This is a genomic window from Johannesbaptistia floridana (assembly GCF_057440575.1).
In genome coordinates this window covers 16,243-38,384 of sequence record NZ_JALKVM010000004.1, presented here as the reverse complement: position 1 = coordinate 38,384, position 22,142 = coordinate 16,243, and the positions used below count along the sequence as shown (strand labels likewise).

General features: G+C 38.3%; 23 protein-coding genes. 12 read left to right on the top strand and 11 right to left on the bottom strand.

Annotated features, from left to right (window positions below; translation table 11 throughout):
* Nucleotides 1–125: 125 nt before the first annotated feature.
* Complete coding sequence (locus MW688_RS00395) at nt 126–2,444, bottom strand: NACHT domain-containing protein (RefSeq protein ID WP_486733922.1); 2,319 nt, start codon at nt 2,442–2,444, stop codon at nt 126–128.
* 155 nt (nt 2,445–2,599) lie between these two features.
* Here MW688_RS00395 and MW688_RS00390 point away from each other — a divergent pair, with 155 nt between their 5' ends.
* Nucleotides 2,600–2,845: a hypothetical protein gene (locus MW688_RS00390; protein WP_486733921.1), complete on the top strand. Its 246-nt coding sequence runs from the start codon at nt 2,600–2,602 to the stop codon at nt 2,843–2,845.
* A 1,003-nt stretch (nt 2,846–3,848) separates the two neighbouring features.
* Here the strand turns inward: MW688_RS00390 and MW688_RS00385 are convergent.
* From MW688_RS00385 to tyrS, 5 genes are all read right to left on the bottom strand, one after another.
* A complete protein-coding gene (locus MW688_RS00385) occupies nt 3,849–4,352 on the bottom strand; it encodes a hypothetical protein (protein ID WP_486733920.1) in 504 nt (167 codons plus the stop codon).
* Between the two features lie 257 nt (nt 4,353–4,609).
* The gene (locus tag MW688_RS00380; protein WP_486733919.1) at nt 4,610–4,975 is read right to left on the bottom strand and encodes a helix-turn-helix domain-containing protein; all 366 of its coding nucleotides are present in this window, start codon (nt 4,973–4,975) and stop codon (nt 4,610–4,612) included.
* Nucleotides 4,976–4,985: 10 nt separating this feature from the next.
* Nucleotides 4,986–5,279, bottom strand: coding sequence for a type II toxin-antitoxin system HigB family toxin (locus MW688_RS00375; protein WP_486733918.1), 294 nt, complete (start codon nt 5,277–5,279; stop codon nt 4,986–4,988).
* Nucleotides 5,280–6,165: 886 nt separating this feature from the next.
* On the bottom strand, nt 6,166–6,873 hold the full coding sequence (gene pyrF, locus MW688_RS00370; RefSeq protein ID WP_486733917.1) for an orotidine-5'-phosphate decarboxylase: 708 nt from the start codon (nt 6,871–6,873) through the stop codon (nt 6,166–6,168).
* A gap of 6 nt (nt 6,874–6,879) precedes the next feature.
* Nucleotides 6,880–8,085, bottom strand: a complete 1,206-nt coding sequence (gene tyrS / locus MW688_RS00365; RefSeq protein ID WP_486733916.1) for a tyrosine--tRNA ligase — start codon at nt 8,083–8,085, stop codon at nt 6,880–6,882.
* A 136-nt stretch (nt 8,086–8,221) separates the two neighbouring features.
* Here tyrS and MW688_RS00360 point away from each other — a divergent pair, with 136 nt between their 5' ends.
* From MW688_RS00360 to MW688_RS00315, 10 genes are all read left to right on the top strand, one after another.
* Nucleotides 8,222–9,838, top strand: coding sequence for an MBL fold metallo-hydrolase (locus MW688_RS00360; protein WP_486733925.1), 1,617 nt, complete (start codon nt 8,222–8,224; stop codon nt 9,836–9,838).
* Nucleotides 9,839–9,937: 99 nt separating this feature from the next.
* Nucleotides 9,938–10,699 carry a DUF502 domain-containing protein gene (locus MW688_RS00355; RefSeq protein ID WP_486733915.1) on the top strand — a complete coding sequence of 254 codons (762 nt, stop codon included), beginning with the start codon at nt 9,938–9,940 and terminating at the stop codon, nt 10,697–10,699.
* A gap of 6 nt (nt 10,700–10,705) precedes the next feature.
* Nucleotides 10,706–11,386 carry a transcription antitermination factor NusB gene (gene nusB / locus MW688_RS00350; protein ID WP_486733914.1) on the top strand — a complete coding sequence of 227 codons (681 nt, stop codon included), beginning with the start codon at nt 10,706–10,708 and terminating at the stop codon, nt 11,384–11,386.
* Nucleotides 11,387–11,553: 167 nt separating this feature from the next.
* The gene (ftsY, locus tag MW688_RS00345; RefSeq protein WP_486733913.1) at nt 11,554–12,765 is read left to right on the top strand and encodes a signal recognition particle-docking protein FtsY; all 1,212 of its coding nucleotides are present in this window, start codon (nt 11,554–11,556) and stop codon (nt 12,763–12,765) included.
* A gap of 127 nt (nt 12,766–12,892) precedes the next feature.
* Nucleotides 12,893–14,305 (top strand): GAF domain-containing SpoIIE family protein phosphatase, encoded by a 1,413-nt coding sequence (locus tag MW688_RS00340; protein WP_486733924.1) that lies wholly within the window; start codon nt 12,893–12,895, stop codon nt 14,303–14,305.
* Nucleotides 14,306–14,330: 25 nt separating this feature from the next.
* Nucleotides 14,331–14,501 (top strand): hypothetical protein, encoded by a 171-nt coding sequence (locus tag MW688_RS00335; RefSeq protein ID WP_486733912.1) that lies wholly within the window; start codon nt 14,331–14,333, stop codon nt 14,499–14,501.
* 29 nt (nt 14,502–14,530) lie between these two features.
* On the top strand, nt 14,531–15,934 hold the full coding sequence (gene argH / locus MW688_RS00330; RefSeq protein ID WP_486733910.1) for an argininosuccinate lyase: 1,404 nt from the start codon (nt 14,531–14,533) through the stop codon (nt 15,932–15,934).
* 278 nt (nt 15,935–16,212) lie between these two features.
* Nucleotides 16,213–16,659, top strand: coding sequence for an NUDIX hydrolase (locus MW688_RS00325; RefSeq protein ID WP_486733909.1), 447 nt, complete (start codon nt 16,213–16,215; stop codon nt 16,657–16,659).
* Between the two features lie 76 nt (nt 16,660–16,735).
* On the top strand, nt 16,736–17,653 hold the full coding sequence (gene crtE, locus MW688_RS00320) for a geranylgeranyl diphosphate synthase CrtE (protein ID WP_486733908.1): 918 nt from the start codon (nt 16,736–16,738) through the stop codon (nt 17,651–17,653).
* Nucleotides 17,654–17,673: 20 nt separating this feature from the next.
* A complete protein-coding gene (locus MW688_RS00315; RefSeq protein ID WP_486733907.1) occupies nt 17,674–18,129 on the top strand; it encodes a divergent PAP2 family protein in 456 nt (151 codons plus the stop codon).
* Here the strand turns inward: MW688_RS00315 and MW688_RS00310 are convergent.
* Nucleotides 18,126–18,449 (bottom strand): MgPME-cyclase complex family protein, encoded by a 324-nt coding sequence (locus tag MW688_RS00310; RefSeq protein ID WP_486733906.1) that lies wholly within the window; start codon nt 18,447–18,449, stop codon nt 18,126–18,128. The genes MW688_RS00315 and MW688_RS00310 overlap by 4 nt on opposite strands.
* Before the next feature lie 6 nt (nt 18,450–18,455).
* Entirely contained in the window at nt 18,456–19,178 is a 723-nt protein-coding gene (locus MW688_RS00305) for a pyridoxine 5'-phosphate synthase (protein ID WP_486733905.1), read from the bottom strand.
* 151 nt (nt 19,179–19,329) lie between these two features.
* Here MW688_RS00305 and MW688_RS00300 point away from each other — a divergent pair, with 151 nt between their 5' ends.
* Complete coding sequence (locus MW688_RS00300; RefSeq protein WP_486733904.1) at nt 19,330–21,030, top strand: hypothetical protein; 1,701 nt, start codon at nt 19,330–19,332, stop codon at nt 21,028–21,030.
* On the opposite strand, the gene MW688_RS00295 is transcribed toward MW688_RS00300, so the two are convergent.
* From MW688_RS00295 to MW688_RS00285, 3 genes are read right to left on the bottom strand one after another with little or no spacing between them, the layout of a single operon-like run.
* Entirely contained in the window at nt 21,008–21,211 is a 204-nt protein-coding gene (locus MW688_RS00295) for a hypothetical protein (RefSeq protein WP_486733903.1), read from the bottom strand. The genes MW688_RS00300 and MW688_RS00295 overlap by 23 nt on opposite strands.
* The gene (locus MW688_RS00290) at nt 21,204–21,641 is read right to left on the bottom strand and encodes a sodium:solute symporter family transporter (protein ID WP_486733902.1); all 438 of its coding nucleotides are present in this window, start codon (nt 21,639–21,641) and stop codon (nt 21,204–21,206) included. Before MW688_RS00290 ends, MW688_RS00295 begins: the two co-directional genes overlap by 8 nt.
* Nucleotides 21,638–22,135: a sodium:solute symporter family transporter gene (locus tag MW688_RS00285; protein ID WP_486733901.1), complete on the bottom strand. Its 498-nt coding sequence runs from the start codon at nt 22,133–22,135 to the stop codon at nt 21,638–21,640. The genes MW688_RS00290 and MW688_RS00285 overlap by 4 nt, the downstream gene beginning before the upstream one ends.
* Nucleotides 22,136–22,142 lie beyond the last annotated feature (7 nt).

Below are 22,142 nucleotides of genomic sequence, written 5' to 3'. Positions count from 1 at the left end.
ATTTTGTTTAAGAAAATAATGTATAGCAATATACATTTAATTAGAAAATTAAGTAATTTTACTTAAAATTTCTCCCCCTCTCCCCTGCTCCCCTGCTCCCCCTCTCCCGGAGCTATACAAGGATTTCAGAGTTCCTTATAAAGCATAGAGTTTACAGGCAATAGTAAAGTATCTTCAATCTCCTGCCGAACTGCACGACTGACATAACAGTCGCTGTTGAGACAATCTATTAGCAACTTATTAGCGTCATAATACTCCTTCAAAAGTTGTATTTGGTTCTCATTGAATTCCCAGTTATGTCCAATGTTACGATAAGTTATCATTAGGGTTCTAAGTTTTTCTATCCAGGCTTTACCTTCAGCCCGCCACCATTGTTGATTCTTTTTCTCGTTTAATAGGGATTCTGAACGCTGATTTTTTAGTTCTTGTAGTTTTTGCTGAAATTCGCGGTCGAGGGTGAGGTCGAGGGCTCGGGTGAGGGTGAGGTCGAGGACTCGGTCGAGGGAGAGGTCGAGGGAGAGGTCGAGGGAGAGGGAGAAGTCGAAGGTGAGGGTGAGGGAGAGGTCGAGGGTGAGGGAGAAGTCGAGGTCGAGGGCTCGGTCGAGGGCTCGGGAGAGGTCGAGGTCGAGGGCTCGGGAGAGGGAGAGGGAGAGGGAGAGGGAGAGGGAGAGGGAGAGGGAGAAGTAGGGCAAGAAGTCGAGGTCGAGGTCGAGGGAGAGATAATAAGCTCTAATAGCAGCAAGTTTGTAAGTTGAGTTAACTGAACAAGATTTTTCCTGAACCCATGTGAGAAATTTCTGAATTTTTGTGTCGGTTGCTACTATATTATCAATTTGCTCTTTCATTGTTTTAAGTAAAGAATCAGCACTTCTAAGCATTTCAGTGGTCAACAAAAACACCTCTCGCCATCGCTTTTCTCTGATATGAGAAGTGAGAACCAGATCTAAGTCGTGCTTCCCTTCTAGTTGACAAGCTGTAAAGTATTCGTGAAAAGTTAAATGGCTGAAAGAGTAAACACCTCTTGCTCGTTCAACTAAAAGACCATGCTGTGCCTCTATAGATTTTAGAATAGCTTCACTATCTAATCTTCGGACTTCTGGGTCTGTCTCAGTGTCTGACAAGTTTTGGATATAATCCTCAATCAAGTTTTCTGCATCTTTTTGCTTAAAAAAATAGTTACCTGCCTCAAATGTTGTAAAAGCAAGCTGGCTCAATAAATCTTCTTTACGTCTAAGAGAAAGTGCCTTATAAACCTGTTGCCGTTGGATATTACGCTTCCCATCCCATTTTTTTAGCAATACATCTAGTGCTTCTTCGTAAAGTTCAGAGCGGTTATCGGGAAAGTCTGTTCGCTCTTCAAAGACCAGACATAATAAGGTTAGTAGTAAAGGATTTGTTGCCAATTCCTTAATACGGGGATTGTTTTTGAGTTTTTCTAAAAATGGCTCTATCTTCTCTGGTAACTTTTTTGCCGTAAACCAACGGGTGCTAAAGTCTTTAATTTGGTCGTCCTTGAAATCGGCAACTTCAACTTCTGTAAAACTTTGGAATGTAAATTCTTTGGCTGCAATTCGACAAGAGATAATAAACGCATTTTGATAAAAACGGTCAGAAAAAGCCTGGATTTCAGTTAACATTTCCTTAATGTTGTTGTCACTAACTTCATCAAGTCCATCTAACAATAGAAAACCACGACCACTGCTGAGTAGTGTTTCTGCTTTCTTCAGAGAGTCTTGAACACCCATCTCTCCAAACCACTCACTTATATAGGTAAGTAAATTAGGCTTTTTCTGTTTATCTCCAAATTCCTTGAGTGTGACAAATATAGGCACTCGGTGTTTCTGAAAAGTGCCCGTGCTGCATAACATTGCTAACCGTTTGAGAAAGGTAGTTTTCCCAGCACCTGGTTTACCTAACAGCATTAATTTTTCAAATTGCTTGACTACTTCTAAACCGGGCTGGCGTTTGGTGCGATAATCCGCGAAACCGAGGCGGTCAAAATCTTCTCTGGTGCAATCCTGCAATAATTCGGCTGAACCTAACCTTTTGCGTCCAGTTATGTTTTCCAAAATGTTGAGATCTGTATAGATTGTGTTCAAGTCAATAGGTTGTGTCATATCTAGGATACGCATTTCCCCACACTTATTCTCAATATAGGAGCTTAGTTTTTCCCGCACATATTCCACCAGTCCGTCAAGATTAAAGTCAGGGTCAAATTCTAATTCTTCTTTTTGTGCAATGTCTTCCCAGTTTAGGTCCAAAACTTTGCAGACTTTCATAAAATAATCGGAGTCAATGGAATTACCTTTTAAAAGACTGTTGATTGTTGGTCGGGTACAACCAACTTCACCAGCTAGGTAAGTTTGTCCCCCTTGCTTTTGCTTTATTTTCTTTTTGAGAATTTTTATGCCTTCTTCAGATGCCTTAATTGTGCTTCGACCCATACCTAATTTTGAATATTATTTTCTCGATTTTATCAAATGTAAAAGTGTTAGTTTTACACTTTTACAAAAACTTGAACATGAGAATTTACCATGACTTGGGGTTTTTTTGCGATTCTAGAAATAACAAACAAAAACCCAATTATTGAGAGGAAAAAATGAACAACAAAATGAAAATTACCCCCGCTTTCCAGCAAGTTTTCTTCACTGTCCTATTTCTGACACTTCTTTCTGGTGGGGTGTCTTACAGGATGGCTTCCAAAGAACACCTTTCTCCGCAGCAGACTCGCATTTTTGAAAATGCAATAGTTACCTGGCAAATAGGAGTAGGGGCAATTGTTGGTCTATTAGGTGGTAAAGCAACCAATTTATTGATCGTTGATAATGAAGAACCATCAGAATAGCTGTTTATGTACTATCATACACTTAAAGTAAATATTTTTCTGTACATAGCATCTAAATTTTGAGCACGGCGAATGACTCTATTACTATATGCTGGTAAATCAGCTAAAAGTCAAGAGGCAAGCTCTGAGTTTGACATAAATAATGATGGTGCGTTACATTTCATTAACGCACCCTACAAAATCAAGCACCTTCGCGCATTCTTTAAGTTGGGTTTCGTTACCTCAACCCAACCTACATGCTACTAATGGTTTCTCCTCGATAATACGTTCAGCTCGTAAGGCGATCGCCTAAAGTCTCTAAATCTAAATTACATCCTTTGATCTCTTCTTGGGAATAAGCTGAGTTAGACACAATTAGTAGGCAAGTTACTATACTCATAGTAATATAGCTCCTAGCCGTTGGTAAAAGAGAATTTAAAATCTTGTTTATCTGGTTTTTGAGCAAAGTTTTCTTTACCACACTCTCATTCTAATTGGTAGCTATAGCAGTGCTCGTTGTAGTGTTAACTATATTTACATAAACTTTTCCCCCCAAACCCCCCTTATTAAGGGGGGCTTTTGATGATAACTGTAAACATCTATTTGCGAGCTTGCTATAATTCAGAAATATTAACTTTAGTAAAGTGCGAAATGGGAACTGTCAAGAGGCAAGATCTGAATTAGACATAAATAATGATGGTGCGTTACATTTCATTAACGCACCCTACAAAATCAAGCACCTTCGCGCATTCTTTAAGTTGGGTTTCGTTACCTCAACCCAACCTACATGCTACTAATGGTTTCTCCTCGATAATACGTTCAGCTCGTAAGGCGATCGCCTAAAGTCTCTAAATCTAAATTACATCCTTTGATCTCTTCTTGGGAATAAGCTGAGTTAGACACAATTAGTAGGCAAGTTACTATACTCATAGTAATATAGCTCCTAGCCCCAGATAAAAGACAGTTAATAGTTTTGTTTATATGATTTGAAGCCTTTTTGTGACAAATTATATTACTAAAATTATCACCCTTGTGCCGCACAATCACGCATCCACAGACGAATACCTTGGCCAACTGCTGTATAATTACTATCCCGTGGTGGTGAAGGAGGTTGATTAGTGTCGCTACCACCGAAACTGGAAACCAATCTTAACATCTGCCATCCTTGATTGGTTTTAGCGAGAAATAACCGATGATAATTTTGAATTTCTACAGGTTGTTTATCTCTATATATACGTTCTAGGGTAGTAAAAAATAGTTGTGTAGGTTGGTCTTCTATCACTCTAGTATATTGACGCTGGGGTAAAGGTAGAGGCTGAAAATCTGGTTGACTAGCGGCGATAATATAGCGAATTTGCCAATCAGAACGATCTAAATTTTGAGCACGGCGAATTACTCTATTACTATATGCTGGTAAATCAGCTAAAAGGCGATCGCCTAAAGTCTCTAAATCTAAATTACATCCTTTGATCTCTTCTTGGGAATAAGCTGAGTTAGACACAATTAGTAGGCAAGTTACTATACTCATAGTAATATAGCTCCTAGCCGTTGGTAAAAGAGAATTTAAAATCTTGTTTATCTGGTTTTTGAGCAAAGTTTTCTTTACCACAATCTCATTCTAATTGATAGCTAATTCAGAAATATTAACATTAGTAGAGTGGGAAATGGGAAATGTAAAGAGGCAAGATCTGAGTTTGACTTAAATAATGATGGTGCGTTACAGGGGTATTTTTTCTTTTATTTTCTAATTGAAATATAATTAATTCACAAAAAGGAAAAAATCTTTTAACTTAGAACATAGGGTTGAATTAGGACATCAGCAGAAATCCCTAAATGTTTATGTAACGTTCTAATGGTTTCCAAAGTTAAAGCCTGCTTCCGTTCTAAGATATTTTTAACCGTTTCCTGACTACCTAAAAACTCATGCAAATCTTCAGAGGATAAACCCCTAGACTCTAAATGATAAATAATAGCACTAATGGGGTCAGGAGCTTCTATAGGATGATGTTTTTGCTCGTAAACTTCCACTAAAGTAGTTAAGATTTCTAAACGGTCAGATTCTGGACTATGGGGCGGAGCATCAAAAATTCTTTCAATTTCATCTAGTGCCTCGTGATAATCTGTCTCTGTTTTTAGTGGTCGTAATTTCATTATTCTCTCCTTAGATTTTAGTAGCGTCTATTTTGTCATACTCTGTATGAGTACCGACAAAACGAATGAAGACAATACCTAAATCATAGCGAATATGAACAATCAAACGATAATCATTGCCTTTGATGTTAAATACTACTCGATTATTAGCTAGAATGCTGGCATTACGGTAAATATTTTTAATATCATTGGGATTTCTCCAATTCGCACGACTAGCGTCATTAAACCATGCTTTCAGTGCTGATTCTGCTACAGGGTGTTTTTGCCAGTATTGTCTTAAAGTACTTTTGGCTATGATTCTCATGTCTTAAATTTTTCAGAACGATCTAAATTTTGAGCACGGCGAATGACTCTATTACTATATGCTGGTAAATCAGCTAAAAGGCGATCGCCCTTTTGAGTAATGAGTTTTGAAGTAATAAGTAATGAGTAAATACAGTGACCAAGGGCCCAACCTACAGGTTACTGACATAATTTGGTGCGTTACGGGCTTCGCCCTAACACACCCTACAACTACAACTACTTTTATAGTATAAAATAATAAATAAGTAAATAAACACCACTAAACTACTAATATAATGTTGGGTTATCTCCCCAATACCGCGTAGGTTTTGCCCAAATCCCCTGTTGAGACTGCAAGGGAGCGGGGAGCAGGGGGCGGGGGAGAAGGCCGAAAATCCCTCTGTTGAAGCTCCGGTCTCCCTGCTCCTCTGCTTGCCTCAAAGAAAAGTCAAAATCCAAAACCTACGCAGTATTGGTTATCTCCCTGCCCAACCTACAGGCTACTGGCTACCTTCAAAACTCATTACTTATTACTTCAAAACTCATTACTCATCTAGCGGTGCGTTACGGGCTTCGCCCTAACACACCCTACAACTACAACTACTTTTATAGTATAAAATAATAAATAAGTAAATAAACACCACTAAACTACTAATATAATGTTGGGTTATCTCCCTGCCCAACCTACAGGCTACTGGCTTCTTACTCATTACTCATTACTTATTACTTCAAAACTCATCTAGCGGTGCGTTACGGGCTTCGCACGCTTCACACCCTACTCATACTTTTTTATAGAGGATATTTAATAACCGGATGCGCGTATAATACTCCCGGAGCTCCCCTGCTCCCGGAGCTCCCATGCTCCCTTGCTACATAAGGGTTTCATGAGGTCCTGATCAAAGATAGTTTTAATTGGTGGTTAATTCAGCTTTGAGATTTTCCCAAGCCTGGAGGGGATTAGAAACCGCCGTCAAAGGGCGACCAATTACTAAATAATCGGCGCCTGCCGCCAAAGCTTCTTGGGGAGTCATAGTTCTACTTTGGTCGTCTTTTCCATGGATTTTTTGGTAGTAATTCGGTCTTATTCCGGGACAAACTAGTAAGAAATCTTTACCACAAACTTCTCTCAGTTGGGATACTTCTTGGGGAGAACAGACCACCCCATTTAATCCTGATTCTTGAGCTAACAAAGCCATTTTTAAGACATATTCAGACAATTCTAAAGGAATATGTAAATCAAAGGCTAATTCTCGTGGATTTAAGCTAGTTAACAAGGTAATTCCTAATAACTTAGTTGAACAAGAGTTACCATCTATTCCTTGTTTAGCTGCCTGTAAAGCTTGTTTACCACCTGCTATATGTAGAGTTAATAAATCTACTTGATAGGTTTGGGCAGCGCGACAGGCACCTAAAATCGTATTAGGGATATCATGGAGTTTGAGATCTAAAAAAATGCGTTTGTTTCTTTCTTTGAGCTTTTCTAAGATAATAGGTCCAGTACTAATAAATAATTCCAAGCCTACCTTCCAGAAAGTAACCTCCGGCAAAGTTTCTACTAAAGCGATCGCCTGTTCCAAACTAGACACATCCAGGGGAACAATTATCTTCTCTTTCATGTTATGTTATTTAACTAAGCGTACAAATTTCTTTTTGCCTAACTGTAAGACGCGGTTTTCCAACGAATCGGGACTAGCAAAACTAAGATCAACATCAACAACGCGATCGCCGTCTAATTTTACTCCTCCCCCTTGGATTTGTCTTCTCCCTTCACCACTACTTTTACACAACCCAGTCGCACTTAACAAGTAAAATAACTTAACAGGAAACTCCACCTCTGTTAGAGAATATTCCGGTATAGAATCACTCTTCGAGGTTCCTCCCGCAGAAACAAGTTCTATAGCTGCTTTTTGAGCCTCTTTTGCCGCTTCTACGTCATGAAATTGACTAACAATTTCTAATCCTAATTGTTTTTGACATTCCCGAGGATTTTCTGGCAACTCATCTAAACTCAAATCCGTCAGCAGTTCAAAATAATCCTTCAATAAATCATCGGGGATTTTCTCCAATTTAGAATACATAGACAAAGCATCTTCTCGCAAAGCCACATAATTATTGAGAGACTTAGACATTTTTTGCGTGCCATCTGTGCCGATTAGAATAGGCATTAGGAGGCCAAATTGGGGATTTTTACCAAAATGACGTTGTAAATCTCTCCCCACAGCAATATTAAACTTTTGATCAGTTCCACCTATTTCTACATCAGCTTCCACCATCACGGAATCATAACCCTGCATCAAGGGGTAGAGAAACTCATGTAAATAAATAGGATTTTCCTGTTGATAACGTAAAGCAAAACCTTCTTTGGCCAGCATTTGACCTACAGTCATAGTCGCCAAAAGTTCTAAAATTTCAGCTAAATCGAGTTTTTCCAGCCATTCGGAATTGTAGCGAATTTCCAAACGTCCTGGGGTATCAAAATCTAAGATTGGTTTTAATTGGTCTAAATAGTCTTTAGCATTTTCCTGAACTTGTTCTCTACTTAATTGAGAACGTACTTCTGATTTACCCGTAGGGTCTCCAATTCTAGCGGTAAAATCACCAATAATTAGAACTGCTGTATGACCTGCATCTTGAAAGGCGCGTAATTTACGAAAAGGAATACTATGTCCCAAGTGAAGTTGGGCGCCTGTAGGGTCTATACCCAGTTTAATTCTTAAGGGGCGATCGCTCTTCGTTAAAACCTTTACTAAATTTTCCTCTGGTTGATCGGGAAAAATTTCACTAGTTCCCCGATTTAACCAATCCCAATTGATGTTTTTTTGTTGCATTAGTTATAAGTTAGCGAGCATAGCAGTGTACAATATTTGTTTATTACCTATTCGAGTAAGGTTGGTGAATTGCCTTTTTATTTTACCCGGATAATGTTATTTTTTGATAAAATTAGATACTGCTAAAACAGTAAATATGCCTGAAGCTAGTCAACTGTTTAGTCAAACTGAAATTTCCTGCTATACCTATGGTGTTGCTCATAGTCAGGAAGGTCTGTGTTTACTGATCAACTTTGGTTCCTATCGAGTTTTACTCGACTGTGGCCTAGCTGATCTTCAACCTCTCCTCGCCAATCACAACACTCCCGCCGATTGGGTGATTTGTAGTCATGCCCATAGCGACCATGCTAGAGGACTTTTAGAATTACACCAAAACTATCCCCATCTACCAATTTACACTAGTCACGTTACTAAAAAACTTTTACCTCTTAATTGGTTAAATCAAGAAGTTCCCCCAGACCTATGTCAAGGATTAGATTGGCGATCGCCTGTCAAACTCAATAAATACCTCAGTGTAGAATTATTTCCTGCGGGTCATCTTCCCGGCGCTGCTTCTATTTTACTTACCTATAACAGTTCCCAACGTCAGTATAAACTTCTTTACACAGGAGATTTTTGCCTCTCTAACCTGCAACTAGTCGAGGGTTTATCCCTAGATAGTCTCAGAAACACTTCTCCTGATGTACTAATTGTTGAAGGAAGCTATGGTACATCTCGTCATCCTCATCGCCGCCTCCAGGAAAAGCAATTAATGGAGAAAATCAAACAAGCCATTACTAACGGCCAAAGTGTTTTACTACCAGTTCCCATTTTGGGTGTAGGTCAAGAAATTTTAAAATTACTACGTTCTCATCATCAATTCACAGGACAAGACATAGATATATGGGTAGAACAGCCAATTGCCATAGCCTGTAACTACTATTTAGAAATATTGGCCAATTTACCTATGTCTGTGCAAAATTTCGCTAAAAATCAACCTCTTTTTTGGGATGAAAGAGTTCGTCCGCGCATGAGACCCTTAGAAACATCTTTGATCAATAAATTGGGAAGAGTTCCATCTATAGTAATGGCCCAATATAAAAGCGATTTAGCACAATATTGTCATTCTGGTAAATGGTTAATCTTATCTCAAGAACAACACCAATCAGAAAAATTAACCGAATTAGCCCAGAATCATAGAATCAAATTAGAAACTTACCTTTTAGCAGATCATAGCGATAGTCGCAATACAACTCAACTCATTCATAACCTACGCCCTCAACATTTAATCTTCGTACATGGTTCTCCCACTTATCTAGGGGATTTAACTAGCTTAGAAGAACTGCAAAACCGTTATCAATTACATTCTCCCGAGGCAAATCTCCTCCTAGAATTACCAATTGGTGAAAAATTTGTTCAACCAAACATACCCAATCAGAATCAATACGATGGCGAATTAAATGAATACAGTTCTTTTATCACCATAACCTTACCCCAGCATATCACTAACGACCCGCGTTGGAACAACTTCTCAGATACGGGAATTGTCGAAGCGCGTTGGCAAGGGGAAGAACTAGTGATTAAAGGAATTAGTCAAAAAGAATTATTAGCTCAAAATAGCGAATCGAAAAAAAGAGTAGATATAGACTGTTGCAATACCTGTCTTTATTACCAAGGACAGCGTTGTACTAATCAAGCTTCTCCTCTGTGTGGATTCAAAGTAACTCCAGAAGGTTGTTGTCCTGTTTTTGAAGCGATCCCAAATAACTCTTAAGTTTGTCAACTTTTACTAGATTTTGTCACAATAAAAAGAGAATGTTAACTTTTTTAGCGATAATTTAATTTATAGTTTACAAAGGAGATTTTACCCTCTGTGCTTCAACGTTTCCAGCAAAATTTAAAAAATGACTTGATTGCAGGTTTGTTAGTAGTAATTCCCCTAGCGACAACCATCTGGTTGAGTTTCACCATCGCTACTTGGGTAATTAACTTTTTAACTCGGATACCTAAACAGCTAAACCCCTTTGATACTCTTCATCCTATTTTAACTAACATCCTCAATTTTGTGGTAGGATTAGCTGTTCCCATGCTATTTATCCTGTTAATTGGTTTAATGGCTCGTAATATTGTGGGAAGATGGTTACTAGGAGTAGGAGAACAACTTCTTCAGGGAATACCTTTAGCCGGTTCTATTTACAAAACCCTCAAACAAATTTTAGAAACTTTATTTAAAGATTCTCAAAGTAAATTTCGCCGTGTAGTTATGTTAGAATATCCTCGTCAAGGAATTTGGTCTCTCGGTTTTGTTACTGGTTTAGTTAGCCCTAAACTGCAAAATCATCTAGACAAAACTATGCTCAGCGTCTTTATACCTACTACCCCCAATCCCACTTCGGGATGGTACGCTATCATACCAGAAGAAGAAGTAATTACTCTATCAATTTCTATCGAAGATGCCTTTAAAATCCTCATCTCAGGTGGAATAGTTAGTCCTGACTATATGAATTCTTCCCCCCTACCACCCCCTAAACTAACTCCCCAAGTAGCTGAGGAAAAACGAAATAATCAAATAACTCCAGAGTTAAGGGAAATAAGCAAAGAAGAAGTAGAAAAAACCTCAATTGAAATCAAATAAACAAATATGCCTAAATTACAACCACGTCGAATCGCCAGGGAAGTTGCTTTATTAAGCCTCAGTCAAATTAAAGGGAAAATCGAAAAAATCGAAAAAGAAGAACTAAACACTTTGTTAATAGGTGCAATTCGTACCCTAAGAAGTGAAGTAGATGAAGCGTTAGAAGCAGCATCCGCCGAAGTCCAAAGGGCAAACGACAAGTTATTACAAAGCGAAATTAGAGCTACGACTGAAGAAAGCACTAGGACCATGCTCAAAGAAGCTTTGGAATTAACTCAAATATCTATTAACCTCATCGGCGCTGCTGTAGAAATACCGGAATTTATTCAGCTATCTAATCACGTGGAAGTGCGTCAATACGCTATAGACATAATTACCACAGTCAAAAGACGGCAAAAAGAAATAAATTCAACTATTGAGGACGTATTAGAAGAATGGCAATTTAGCCGTATTCCTCAAATAGATCAAGATATCCTCCGTATCGCCGTAGCAGAAATATTATTTCTCGATATTCCTCATAAAGTAGCTATCAACGAAGCAGTAGAAATAGCTAAGCGCTACTCAGATAAGGAGGGATATCGTTTTATTAATGGTATACTCAGAAAAGTAGTTAATGAAATGGGAAAAACTCAAGCTATAGCGCTAAGGGGAGGAAACAGAGAACAGGGAACTCCAGAACGGGAATAGTTGAGAGAGTATTAAGTGTTAGGACTTTTATATGTAAAATATATGTCAAACACTATTTATTGTTTGTACTTCTATAACTATAACTAAATGTAGATGCTAAAAAGCGAAAAATTCATCTAACCTAGTTAAACTGGTAATTACTAAAAACTAAGTATTGTTACAAAATTATGTTTAATTGGTTCCGCCGCAAATCTAATAAGGATACAGAAAAAACTTCACAACCAGAAAGCCCAGAATCAGTGAAGCCAGAATCAGTGAAAGCTGAAGAATATCAAGAATGGGCAGAAAAAGCCTATCAAAATATTCAAGAAGATGCTCAACCAGCAACCCCAGAAACTGAAAACCAAAATGCTGAAGAAAATGAAGATATTGAATTTGACTCAGAGTTTCTCTGGTCAGCCCAAATATTAGCTAAACAGGGCCGCAAACCAGAAGAAGTAGATAGAGAAGAAATAAATTGGTTAAAACGCTTAAATCAAGGATTGGGAAAAACACGCCGGGGTTTAGTTAACCAAATAAAAGCAATCGCAGGTCAAGGACCACTTAATCAAAAAGCAGTAATAGAAATAGAAGATTTGCTACTACAGGCAGATGTCGGGTTAGAGGCAACAGACTATGTAATAGAAAAACTGCAAGAAAAAATCAAACAGGAATCTATAGCATCACAAGAGGCGATTTCTTATCTTAAGAGTATTATAAAGGAAATTTTAGACAAGCCATTAAAAGATAACCCCCAAGAAATATTAACACCTCAAAAAGAAAAACTAAATATATGGTTACTAACAGGAGTAAATGGCGCAGGCAAAACCACGACAATAGGGAAATTAGCTCACCTAGCTAAAAAATCAGAATATTCCTGTATGATTGCCGCCGCTGATACTTTTCGCGCTGCGGCTGTAGAACAAGTGAAAATTTGGGGAGAACGAAGTTCTACACCAGTGATTTCTAACCCAGGGAAAAATACAGACCCGGCGGCGGTAGTATTTGATGCTATAAAAGCTGCTCAAGCACGAAACACAGAACTACTCTTAGTAGATACAGCAGGACGCTTACAAAATAAACAAAATCTTATGGCAGAACTAGCTAAAATAAGGAGCATAGTTGATAAAAAAGCACCAGATGCTCAAGTAGAATCTCTATTAGTATTAGATTCCAGTCTGGGACAAAATAGCCTAGGTCAAGCAGAAGTGTTTGCTAAATCAGCTCAATTAACAGGAGTGATTTTAACAAAATTAGATGGCACAGCCAAAGGAGGAATAGCCATAGCGATCGCTCAACAACTAAATTTACCAATTCGTTTTATAGGTGTAGGAGAAGGAGTTAATGATTTACGTCCTTTTTCTAGCTACGAATTTGTAGAAGCCCTATTAGGTGAATAAGCAAAAAAAATTAACAAAAATTTAATATTAATTGATGACAAAATCGATTAAACTATTAACCTTAACTAAATTGAAATGATTTAGTTGTCTAGTTAATAGCTCGTAGATGCAACCAATACTAAATCTCATGACTGCGGCGCCTCTTCCTAGCCAGCCTGAAACTAATCAAACCGATAACCTTAGTGCTGCCACTGATTCAACACCAGTGATAGCCCTAAAAGAACTAGTGGGAAGATTATACAGGGAACAAAACAAAATTCAGAATTTATTGAGTTCTCTGGGTTTTGCCCTGCGTAGTTTTAATAATCTCAATCAATTTTTGGAATTAACCCCTCTAATGGCAGCAAGAGTAACTGATGCAGAAGGAGGAGCACTAATTCTATTTAATTCAAAAGGTCAAGTAAGTTTAGAACAATTACACTGTCAAAATAGTCAAAAAGGAGAACAAATAACTCAAAAACTCGAAAAGATAACTCGGACACTGAGTCTAGTTCCTAATTTAAATCAAGAAACAAAAACAATCTTGCCCTGTGCTGCGGCAGTAGACGAACACATAAAACAAGCATTAGGAACAGAAATACAAATTTGGGGAACACCAATACTCGTAAAAAATGCGGAAAAAGGAAGATTATATGTATTTACGAGTAATGCAGCATATAATTGGAATCCAACTAGAAGGAAATTACTACAGTTAGTGGCAGATCAAACAGCAGTGGCGATCGCCAATCATGAACTAAAAGTAGAACTGCGGACAAAAGAAAGACAAGACCGAGAACTAGAAATAGCCTCAGAAATTCAACTGCGACTTTTACCAAGAAAATGCCCGAAAATCAAAGGAACTCAAATTGCGGCCCGGTGTAAAACCGCCAGCAGAGTCGGAGGAGATTATTATGATTTTATCCCAGTTAATTATGATCAACTGACAGATAATGAACAGGCTACAGAAGCGTGGAGTATAGTAATCGGCGATGTTATGGGCAAAGGAGTTCCCGCAGGTCTAATTATGACCATGACTAGGGGTATGCTGCGAGCGGAAGTGCTAAATAGACATTCTCCTGCTAAAATTATGGAGCACCTGAATAGAGTTATGTATGCAGATTTAGAAAATTCACGTCGTTTCGTGACTCTATTTTACTCAGAATACGATCCCCAAACTCAAATTATTTCCTATACTAATGCAGCTCATCAACCACCACTGTTATGGCAAGCAGCCACAAATACAATTACCACCCTTGATACCAAAGGAATGTTAATCGGCTTGATGCCAGATTCAGAATATGAATATCGACAAACTCAATTAGGGCCAGAAGATACAATCATGTACTATACAGATGGCCTGACAGATGCAATCAATGCCTATGGAGAAAGATTTGACGAAGATAACCTCGTACGAGCCTTTGAATGGGCTTGTAAACATTTGTTAGACCCAGAAGAAATTTTGGACTATATATTGAAAAAAGTAAATGATTTTATCGGCGCCGAAAATAAAATAGTAGATGATATGACTTTAGTCATTATGCGAGTAAAATTAATTAAATAGATTTTGATAAGAGAGGATATAAAAAATGTTCCACTTGTTTAATTTAACCAATTTGATCGCCCAAGCAGTTGAAGACCCTGAAATACTAGAACAAATCCAAACTAATTTTAACTACTTTATTCAATCAGGTCAGGTTTGGGCCTTAGTGGTTGGTATAGTTTTAGGCTACCTATTTCGTTCCTTTACTTCTTTCTAATTATTACTGAACTAGAAAAAATAATAACCGTGACTAATCAAAAAACCTGGAGCGATCGCTTTGAAACAGCGTTGCACCCAATTATAGTTGAATTTAACGCCAGTATAAACTTCGACATCGAATTAATAGAATACGACCTAACAGGCTCTATCGCCCACGCCAAAATGTTAGCTCAAAATAAAATAATCACAGAAGAGGAAGCTTCAGAAATTGAAGCAGGTTTAGAACAAATTCGTCAAGAATACCGGAATGGGGAATTTAACCCAGGAATAGAGGCAGAAGATGTTCATTTTGCCGTAGAACGCCGTTTAACGGCAATAAAAGGGGATGTGGGGAAAAAACTACATACAGCCCGCTCACGGAATGACCAAGTAGGAACAGATATTCGTCTCTACCTACGAGAAGAAATAGACCAAATTCGGAGTCGGTTACGAGAATTCCAACGGGAACTAGTAAATCATGCAGAAAACCACGTAGAAACAATCATACCAGGTTATACTCACCTGCAAAGAGCACAACCAGTAAGTTTAGCTCATCATATGTTGGCTTATTTTCAAATGGCTCAAAGAGATTGGGAAAGACTAGGGGAAATACGAGTGAGAACAAATACTTCCCCTCTAGGGGCAGGGGCTTTAGCGGGAACAACTTTTCCCATAAATCGCCACCAAAGCGCCTCTATATTAAACTTTGAACGGGTTTATAATAACAGTCTCGATGCCGTAAGCGATCGCGATTTCGCCATAGAATTTCTCTGCGCGGCAAGTTTAATTATGGTACATCTCAGTCGTTTGAGCGAAGAAATGATACTTTGGGCTTCCCAAGAATTTGGTTTTATTCAGCTAAAAGATAGTTGTGCCACAGGCTCAAGTATTATGCCCCAAAAGAAAAATCCCGATGTGCCAGAATTAGTCCGCGGGAAATCTGGGAGAGTATTCGGTCATCTGCAAGCTATGTTAGTACTTATGAAAGGACTACCATTAGCCTATAATAAAGACCTTCAAGAAGATAAAGAAGCAATTTTTGATAGCGTCAAAACAGTAAAAGCCTGTTTACAAGCTATGACTATTCTTTTAGCAGAAGGCATAACTTTTAATGAAAACCGTCTAGCTCAAACAGTCACCGAAGATTTCTCTAACGCTACAGATGTAGCAGATTACTTGGCAGCCCGCGGAGTTCCCTTTAGAGAAGCATATAACATAGTGGGGAAAGTAGTAAAAACTAGCCTCGCTAACGGAAAACTACTTAAAGATTTGACAATAGAAGAATGGCAGGCTTTACATCCAGCTTTTAGGGAGGATATTTATGAGGCTATATCCCCTAAACAAGTAGTAGCAGCCCGCAATAGTTATGGAGGTACAGGTTTTGCACAAGTGCGAGAAAATCTAAGCTTAGCAAAAGCTAAAGTTTTTGAGCAACAGGGGGAGGTATCTTAAAAATTACTCTTATGCAGTTTTTGAGTCTGATGAGGTACACAAATTAATCCATAGAGTATAAAACTTAGACCAAAGCACACAAGTGCAAAAGTACTGAAATTTGCCAACAGGCGAGAATCAATGTTTAATAGGTTAGGATCAATTCTTTAACTGATTACTCATTACTCAACCACCACCAGTAACATTAGGTAAAGATGCTTTGGTCTGAGTAAAAGCGTACCTCACTTTCTAGGAAACTCTAATATGTTTCACTATGATCAACAAGGAATTAAATAATTATGCTGCGCTTTGCTAAAACAGTATTAGGTATTATCCTCCGTCATCCTCTGACGGGGATCACAATAGTGCCTCTACTACCAGATAATACGATAGTTTTAGTGCGTCGTCGAGATACAAACAAATGGAGTTTACCAGGAGGGTTAGTAGATTGGGGGGAAGATTTAGCTACTACGGCTACTAGAGAACTAAAAGAAGAAACAGGCTTAGATTTAGTCACCATTAAGCGATTGGTAGGAGTTTATTCGAGTTTAGAGCGGGATCCCCGCATGCACTCAATATCTATTTTAGTTGAAGCTGACGTTCAAGGAAAATTTAACATCCAAGATACCGCCGAAATTACCGAAGTAAAAATTTTTAGCCGGGAAACTATTCCCTTGGGAAATCTCAGCCATGATCACGATCGTCAACTTCAGAATTATCTCCAAGGATTAACTACCATCGCTTAATAGCTTAAGTGTGACGAAAATTACCTAATACCTGTACAATAAAAAACGATATTCGGTTGGTTACAGGCACTCAAATATGGTCAAAGCAAACGAAATCTTAGCTAATAGCAATTTTGATTTAAAAACTTACTTAGAAACTCAGAAAAAACTCGTAGAAGAAGCTTTAGACCGATCACTATCTATCGGTAAGCCAGAAAAAATATATGAGGCGATGCGCTATTCTCTCCTAGCAGGAGGAAAGCGTCTGCGCCCAATTCTGTGCTTGGCAACCTGTGAGCTGATGGGAGGTACCACAGCGATGGCTTTGCCCACCGCCTGCTCCTTAGAAATGATTCATACCATGTCTTTGATACATGACGATTTACCAGCAATGGATAATGATGACTACCGTCGTGGTAAATTGACTAATCACAAAGTATACGGTGATGATATTGCTATTCTCGCAGGTGATGGTTTATTAGCTTATGCTTTTGAATACGTGGCAACTCACACTAAAGATATACCACCAGCAAGATTACTTGAAGTAATTGTTTATCTCAGTCAAGCTGTAGGTGCTGACGGATTAGTGGGAGGTCAAGTTTTAGATCTAGAATCAGAAGGGAAAACAGATATATCCGCAGAAACTTTAACTTTTATTCATACCCATAAAACTGGGGCTCTATTAAAGGCTTGCATCCTCTCTGGTGCAACTTTAGCAGGGGCAAAAATTGAAGATTTAAACCGTTTGTCTAAATACGCTGAAAATATCGGCCTGGCTTTTCAAATTGTTGATGATATTCTAGATATAACTTCAACAGGAGAAGAATTAGGGAAAACAGCAGGGAAAGATTTGCAAGCACAAAAAGCAACTTATCCCAGTATCTGGGGTTTGGAAACTTCTCAAAAACAAGCACAAGAATTAGTTGATGAGGCTATTGAACAATTATCAGTTTATGGAGAATCTGCTATTGTTTTACGGGAAATCGCTAATTATATTGTTACCCGCAAACACTAATCTTATCCAAAATTATGACAATGGGTGAATTTCAGACAATTTTATCTAATCGGGTATTGTTAGTTTCTTTGCTGGCTTGTTTATCAGCCCAAGGCTTAAAAGTGATTATTGAGTTGGTTACACAAAGAAAACTTGATTTACGTCATTTGGTGGCAACCGGAGGCATGCCTAGTGCTCATTCTGCCTCTGTAGGTGCTATGGCAACTGCTGTAGGACAAATAAAAGGATGGGAATCAATAGAGTTTGCGATCGCCACTTTATTTGCGGTGATTGTGATGTACGATGCCGCGGGAATTCGTCAAGCTGCGGGCAAACAAGCCCGCATTCTTAACCAGATGATTGACGATTTAGTCAAAGAAGGTAAAAGATTTGACGAAGAAAAATTAATCGAACTTCTCGGACATACCCCTTTTCAAGTTTTCGTGGGTTTAGCCCTTGGTGTTACTATTTCTCTGGTTACTTTATCTAGATTTTAAGCCTGATTAGATGCTAAAGGGTCTGGTATTGTCTCGCAAGGAGCAGTAAATTCACCAGTAATAACATATTCTAGACGCAATTTTAACCAGGTGATAAACTGTTTATCCGTAGAAATAATTGCCGCCGCAGGATCAGGACATTTGGCTCGAATGTCCCCTAATTCCGGTGCTGCTAAGAAAGCAGGTTGTTTAACTAACCAAAAATCTTTTTCTTTATTTTTAGCTTGATAGTTGCGGATACGCTCCTGCAAAACTTCTTCTAGGGGCTCTTCTTCTGTTAAAAATTTTTGGCTGGCTAAAACGTAATAGTATGTAGTCATGGTTGGTTATAGTTGTCCTTTTATTGCTAGTTTCATTTCTCGTACAGCTCGCTCCATACCCACAAGGGCTGCACGACTTACTATTGTATGCCCAATGTTGAGTTCTTCAACGCCTTGTAAAGCAGCAACTGGGTAAACATTATTATAGGTTAAACCATGCCCTACGTTAATTCTTAAACCTAGGGATATCGCTTTTTGACAACCCTGTTGTAAATTGCTTAATTCCTCCTGTTGGCTGCCTTCATCTTTGGCTTCGGCATATTTCCCTGTATGTAATTCAATGAATTTTGCTTGGGTTTTAGCTGCCGCTTCAATTTGACTGTCTTCAGCATCGATAAACCAACTTACAGGAATATTGGCTCTTTGTAATTTTTCAACTACTTGGCTAAATCTCTCCAAGTTACTGAGTATATCTATTCCCCCCTCTGTGGTGATTTCTTCTCTCTTTTCCGGCACCAAGGTTATATAGTCTGGCTTAATTTCTAAGGCTATTTTGACCATTTCTTCCGTAGGAGCCATTTCTAAATTTAAATGAGTGCGCACGGTTTGTCTGAGTATGAGCACATCTCTTTCTTGAATATGGCGGCGATCTTCTCTTAAATGCACGGTAATACCATCAGCTCCCCCTAATTCTGCTAACACAGCCGCCGCGACAGGATCTGGTTCTACTGTACGTCTCGCTTGACGAATAGTTGCTATATGGTCAATATTGACTCCCAAAGTAGGCATATTTTTCTTTTACATTGAATCAAAGCAAACAATATCCTAGCATAGTTGTTTGTTAGTCAGGGCGATCGCTCTTGTTTTTTCTTACTTCAGCCCCATCAAAAAGTCAATATGTTAGTCTAAATAAGTTAGTTAGTATATAAATATTTAAACAATGATTAGAAAACCAAATAAACTTTTATCTATAGCAGGATTATTTTTAATAACATTAGTAATAGCGATTATGGCACATAATGGCTTAAAAACCACAGAAACACAAGGATTAACTCAGCAAATAGAGCAAAATACATACGCACCAGCAGAGCAAGAATTAGGAATCAACCCTAGTCCTTTGAATTATTATTCTACCCAATGGGTTTTTGTCGATGTTGCTAAACAAGGCTCAGAATGGATTATTTTAGATGCTAAGGGAAATCGGGTAGGTGTTGCTGCTAAAGATAGAAAATATATTCCTTTTGACGAAAGTGGCTACCCTCTAGAAGTCCCTTTTGTCTCACCAGATGGAACATCCCAAACAGTGAGAATGATTACCTGCGATTCCAGTTATCCATCAGGAGATTATCTAGTTTTGTTCGATGGTGAGGGAGAGATAAAAATGTGGGGAAGAGATTTAACTTATCGTCAAGAATCTCCTGGTAGATATATTGTTACCTTGGGAGGAAAACATGAACGTATAAATATAGATATTAATAAATCAAAACCAGGTAATCACATTCGCAACCTCAGAGTCATCATGCCAGGTTTTCATGATAACTATGAGGAACAAGTATTTCATCCTTTGTTTTTAGAACGTCTACAAGGATTTAAAGTAATCAGAATGCTTAATTTTATGAGAGGAAATGGTAACCAAATAGTTAAATGGGAAGATAGAACCAAACCTAATGATTATACACAGGCGAAAAACAGCTTTGGCATGGCGCCTGAGTTGATGGCAGAATTGATTAATCGAACTGAGGCAGATATTTGGATTAATATACCTCATCAGGCAGATGACAATTATGTCAAAATGCTTGCGGAATTACTATATTATCGATTAGATTCCCAGAAAAAAATTTATGTAGAATATTCTAACGAATTATGGAATCGTCGTTTTCCTCAAACTCAGTGGTTGTACCGTGTAAGTTGTGAGAATCCAGAAACTTTTGTAGCGGGAACATCTGAAGGAGAGAAGGAAAAATGTAACCAGCAATTAGCTTCATTTAATTTTCATGTTAAGAGAATTGCTGAGATTGCTGATATTTTTGCTGACGTATTTAAAGAGAAGTTTGATGAACGCATAGTTACTATTGTAGCAAGCCAATCGGCAGTTCCCTGGAAGGCAAAACAACTGTTACAGCGTTTTAGTGATCCTAATTTGAATCCTAAAGGTTATCAGCCCGATGCTTTAGCGATCGCTCCTTATTTTGGTTATTTTGCTAGAAAGTCAGAAACAAAGGAAGTTTTAGAAAAAATAACAGTGGAGGAACTACTAGATAGAGTAGAAGAACACATGGTAAAAGGGACTTTTGCCAAAATGCGCGAGCACAAAGAAATAGCCGATGAGTATAATATACCTTTAATCGCGTACGAAGGTGGTCAACACCTCTCACTTCCTATGCGCTATCGCCAAAATAAAGCTTTGGTAGAAAAAATGATTGCGGCTAATAGAAGTCCCCGCATGGGCGATCTCTATCGTAAGTACTATAAATACTGGTTTGACGAGGTAAAAGGGGGGCTATTTGCTCATTATTCCTACGTTAGAGAACCAGGAAGAGGTGGTAGTTGGGGTGCATTAGAAACTCAAGATCAGCTCATCAGTGAAGCCCCTAAATATGAAGCTCTCTTAGATATTATCAAGTATCTAAAAGAGAAATAAGCCATTCTTTTCCAGCTTTTTCTGCCGCAAGGGGGCTATCAAAGCCCACTTGTTCTGTGAGTATTTCACCTTGACTATTGACAAGACGGAATAAACACCCTTGATTTTCTCTTGCAAGTACAATCAAGAGATAGTCTAATTGGGGGCCAATATGTAGTATTGAATAAATCTGATCAGGCATTTAAATCTTGTTTAATAAATAATTGACTCAACCAGTACACCGCTATTCCTGCTGCCATACCCGGTAAAACCTCATAAATAATTGTTGATAATCCCAAATAGTTCCAAACTAAGGCGGTGGCGATACCTGTTAACATCATCAACATAGATGTTACTGTGTTAAGAGTTTTTCCCCAGACTCTCAAAACTAACAAAGGACCTAAACCCGAGGCTAAGGCTGACCAGGAAAAAGTAATTAAAGCAAAGACACTGTCTTCTCCCCCTAAGGCAATAACTAGAGTAATAGCAGTAACTACTAAGGTTCCCATTTTAGCCAACCGATAGGAATTGGAGCTTTTTGGCAAAATATCTTGAGTCAAAGAGGCTGAACAGGAGAGAATTTGAGAATCAGCGGTGGAGATAGTTGCTGAGAATAAGCATGCTAACATCAAACCGACAAAAACTGCGGTAATAATTCTATAGATAAATATGGTAATGCTAACTCGGGATCTCCCTTGGTCATTAATTCTGGTAAGAGTAAACGGGCTGTTAAGCCGATACCAATAGCATTGAAAGACGTAAATAAACCACAGGCTGTTTTCAGATTACGGACAGTGTCGATAGATTGAGCTTCAGAAACTGTGCGCAAAGGTTTGAACACAAACCACCAGGCTAAATAATCACCAATCGCCCAACCTATAGTTAGCCATATTGTTGACAATCCTGATGTATAGACAAATCCCACTTGTCCAATAAAAAGTAAACCGCTTTGTCCGGTTGCCATTGCCGATAAAGCGGTAAACCAAGGATTTACTTGACGAGATGCGAGTAAATAATCAGTTACACTGGCTTGTTTTTCTCTACTTGAATATGCCCCTACTACTATAAATAGTAATAGGAAAACTACAAAGGTAGATATAATCCAGATTTGATCATTACTCAACATCTATTTA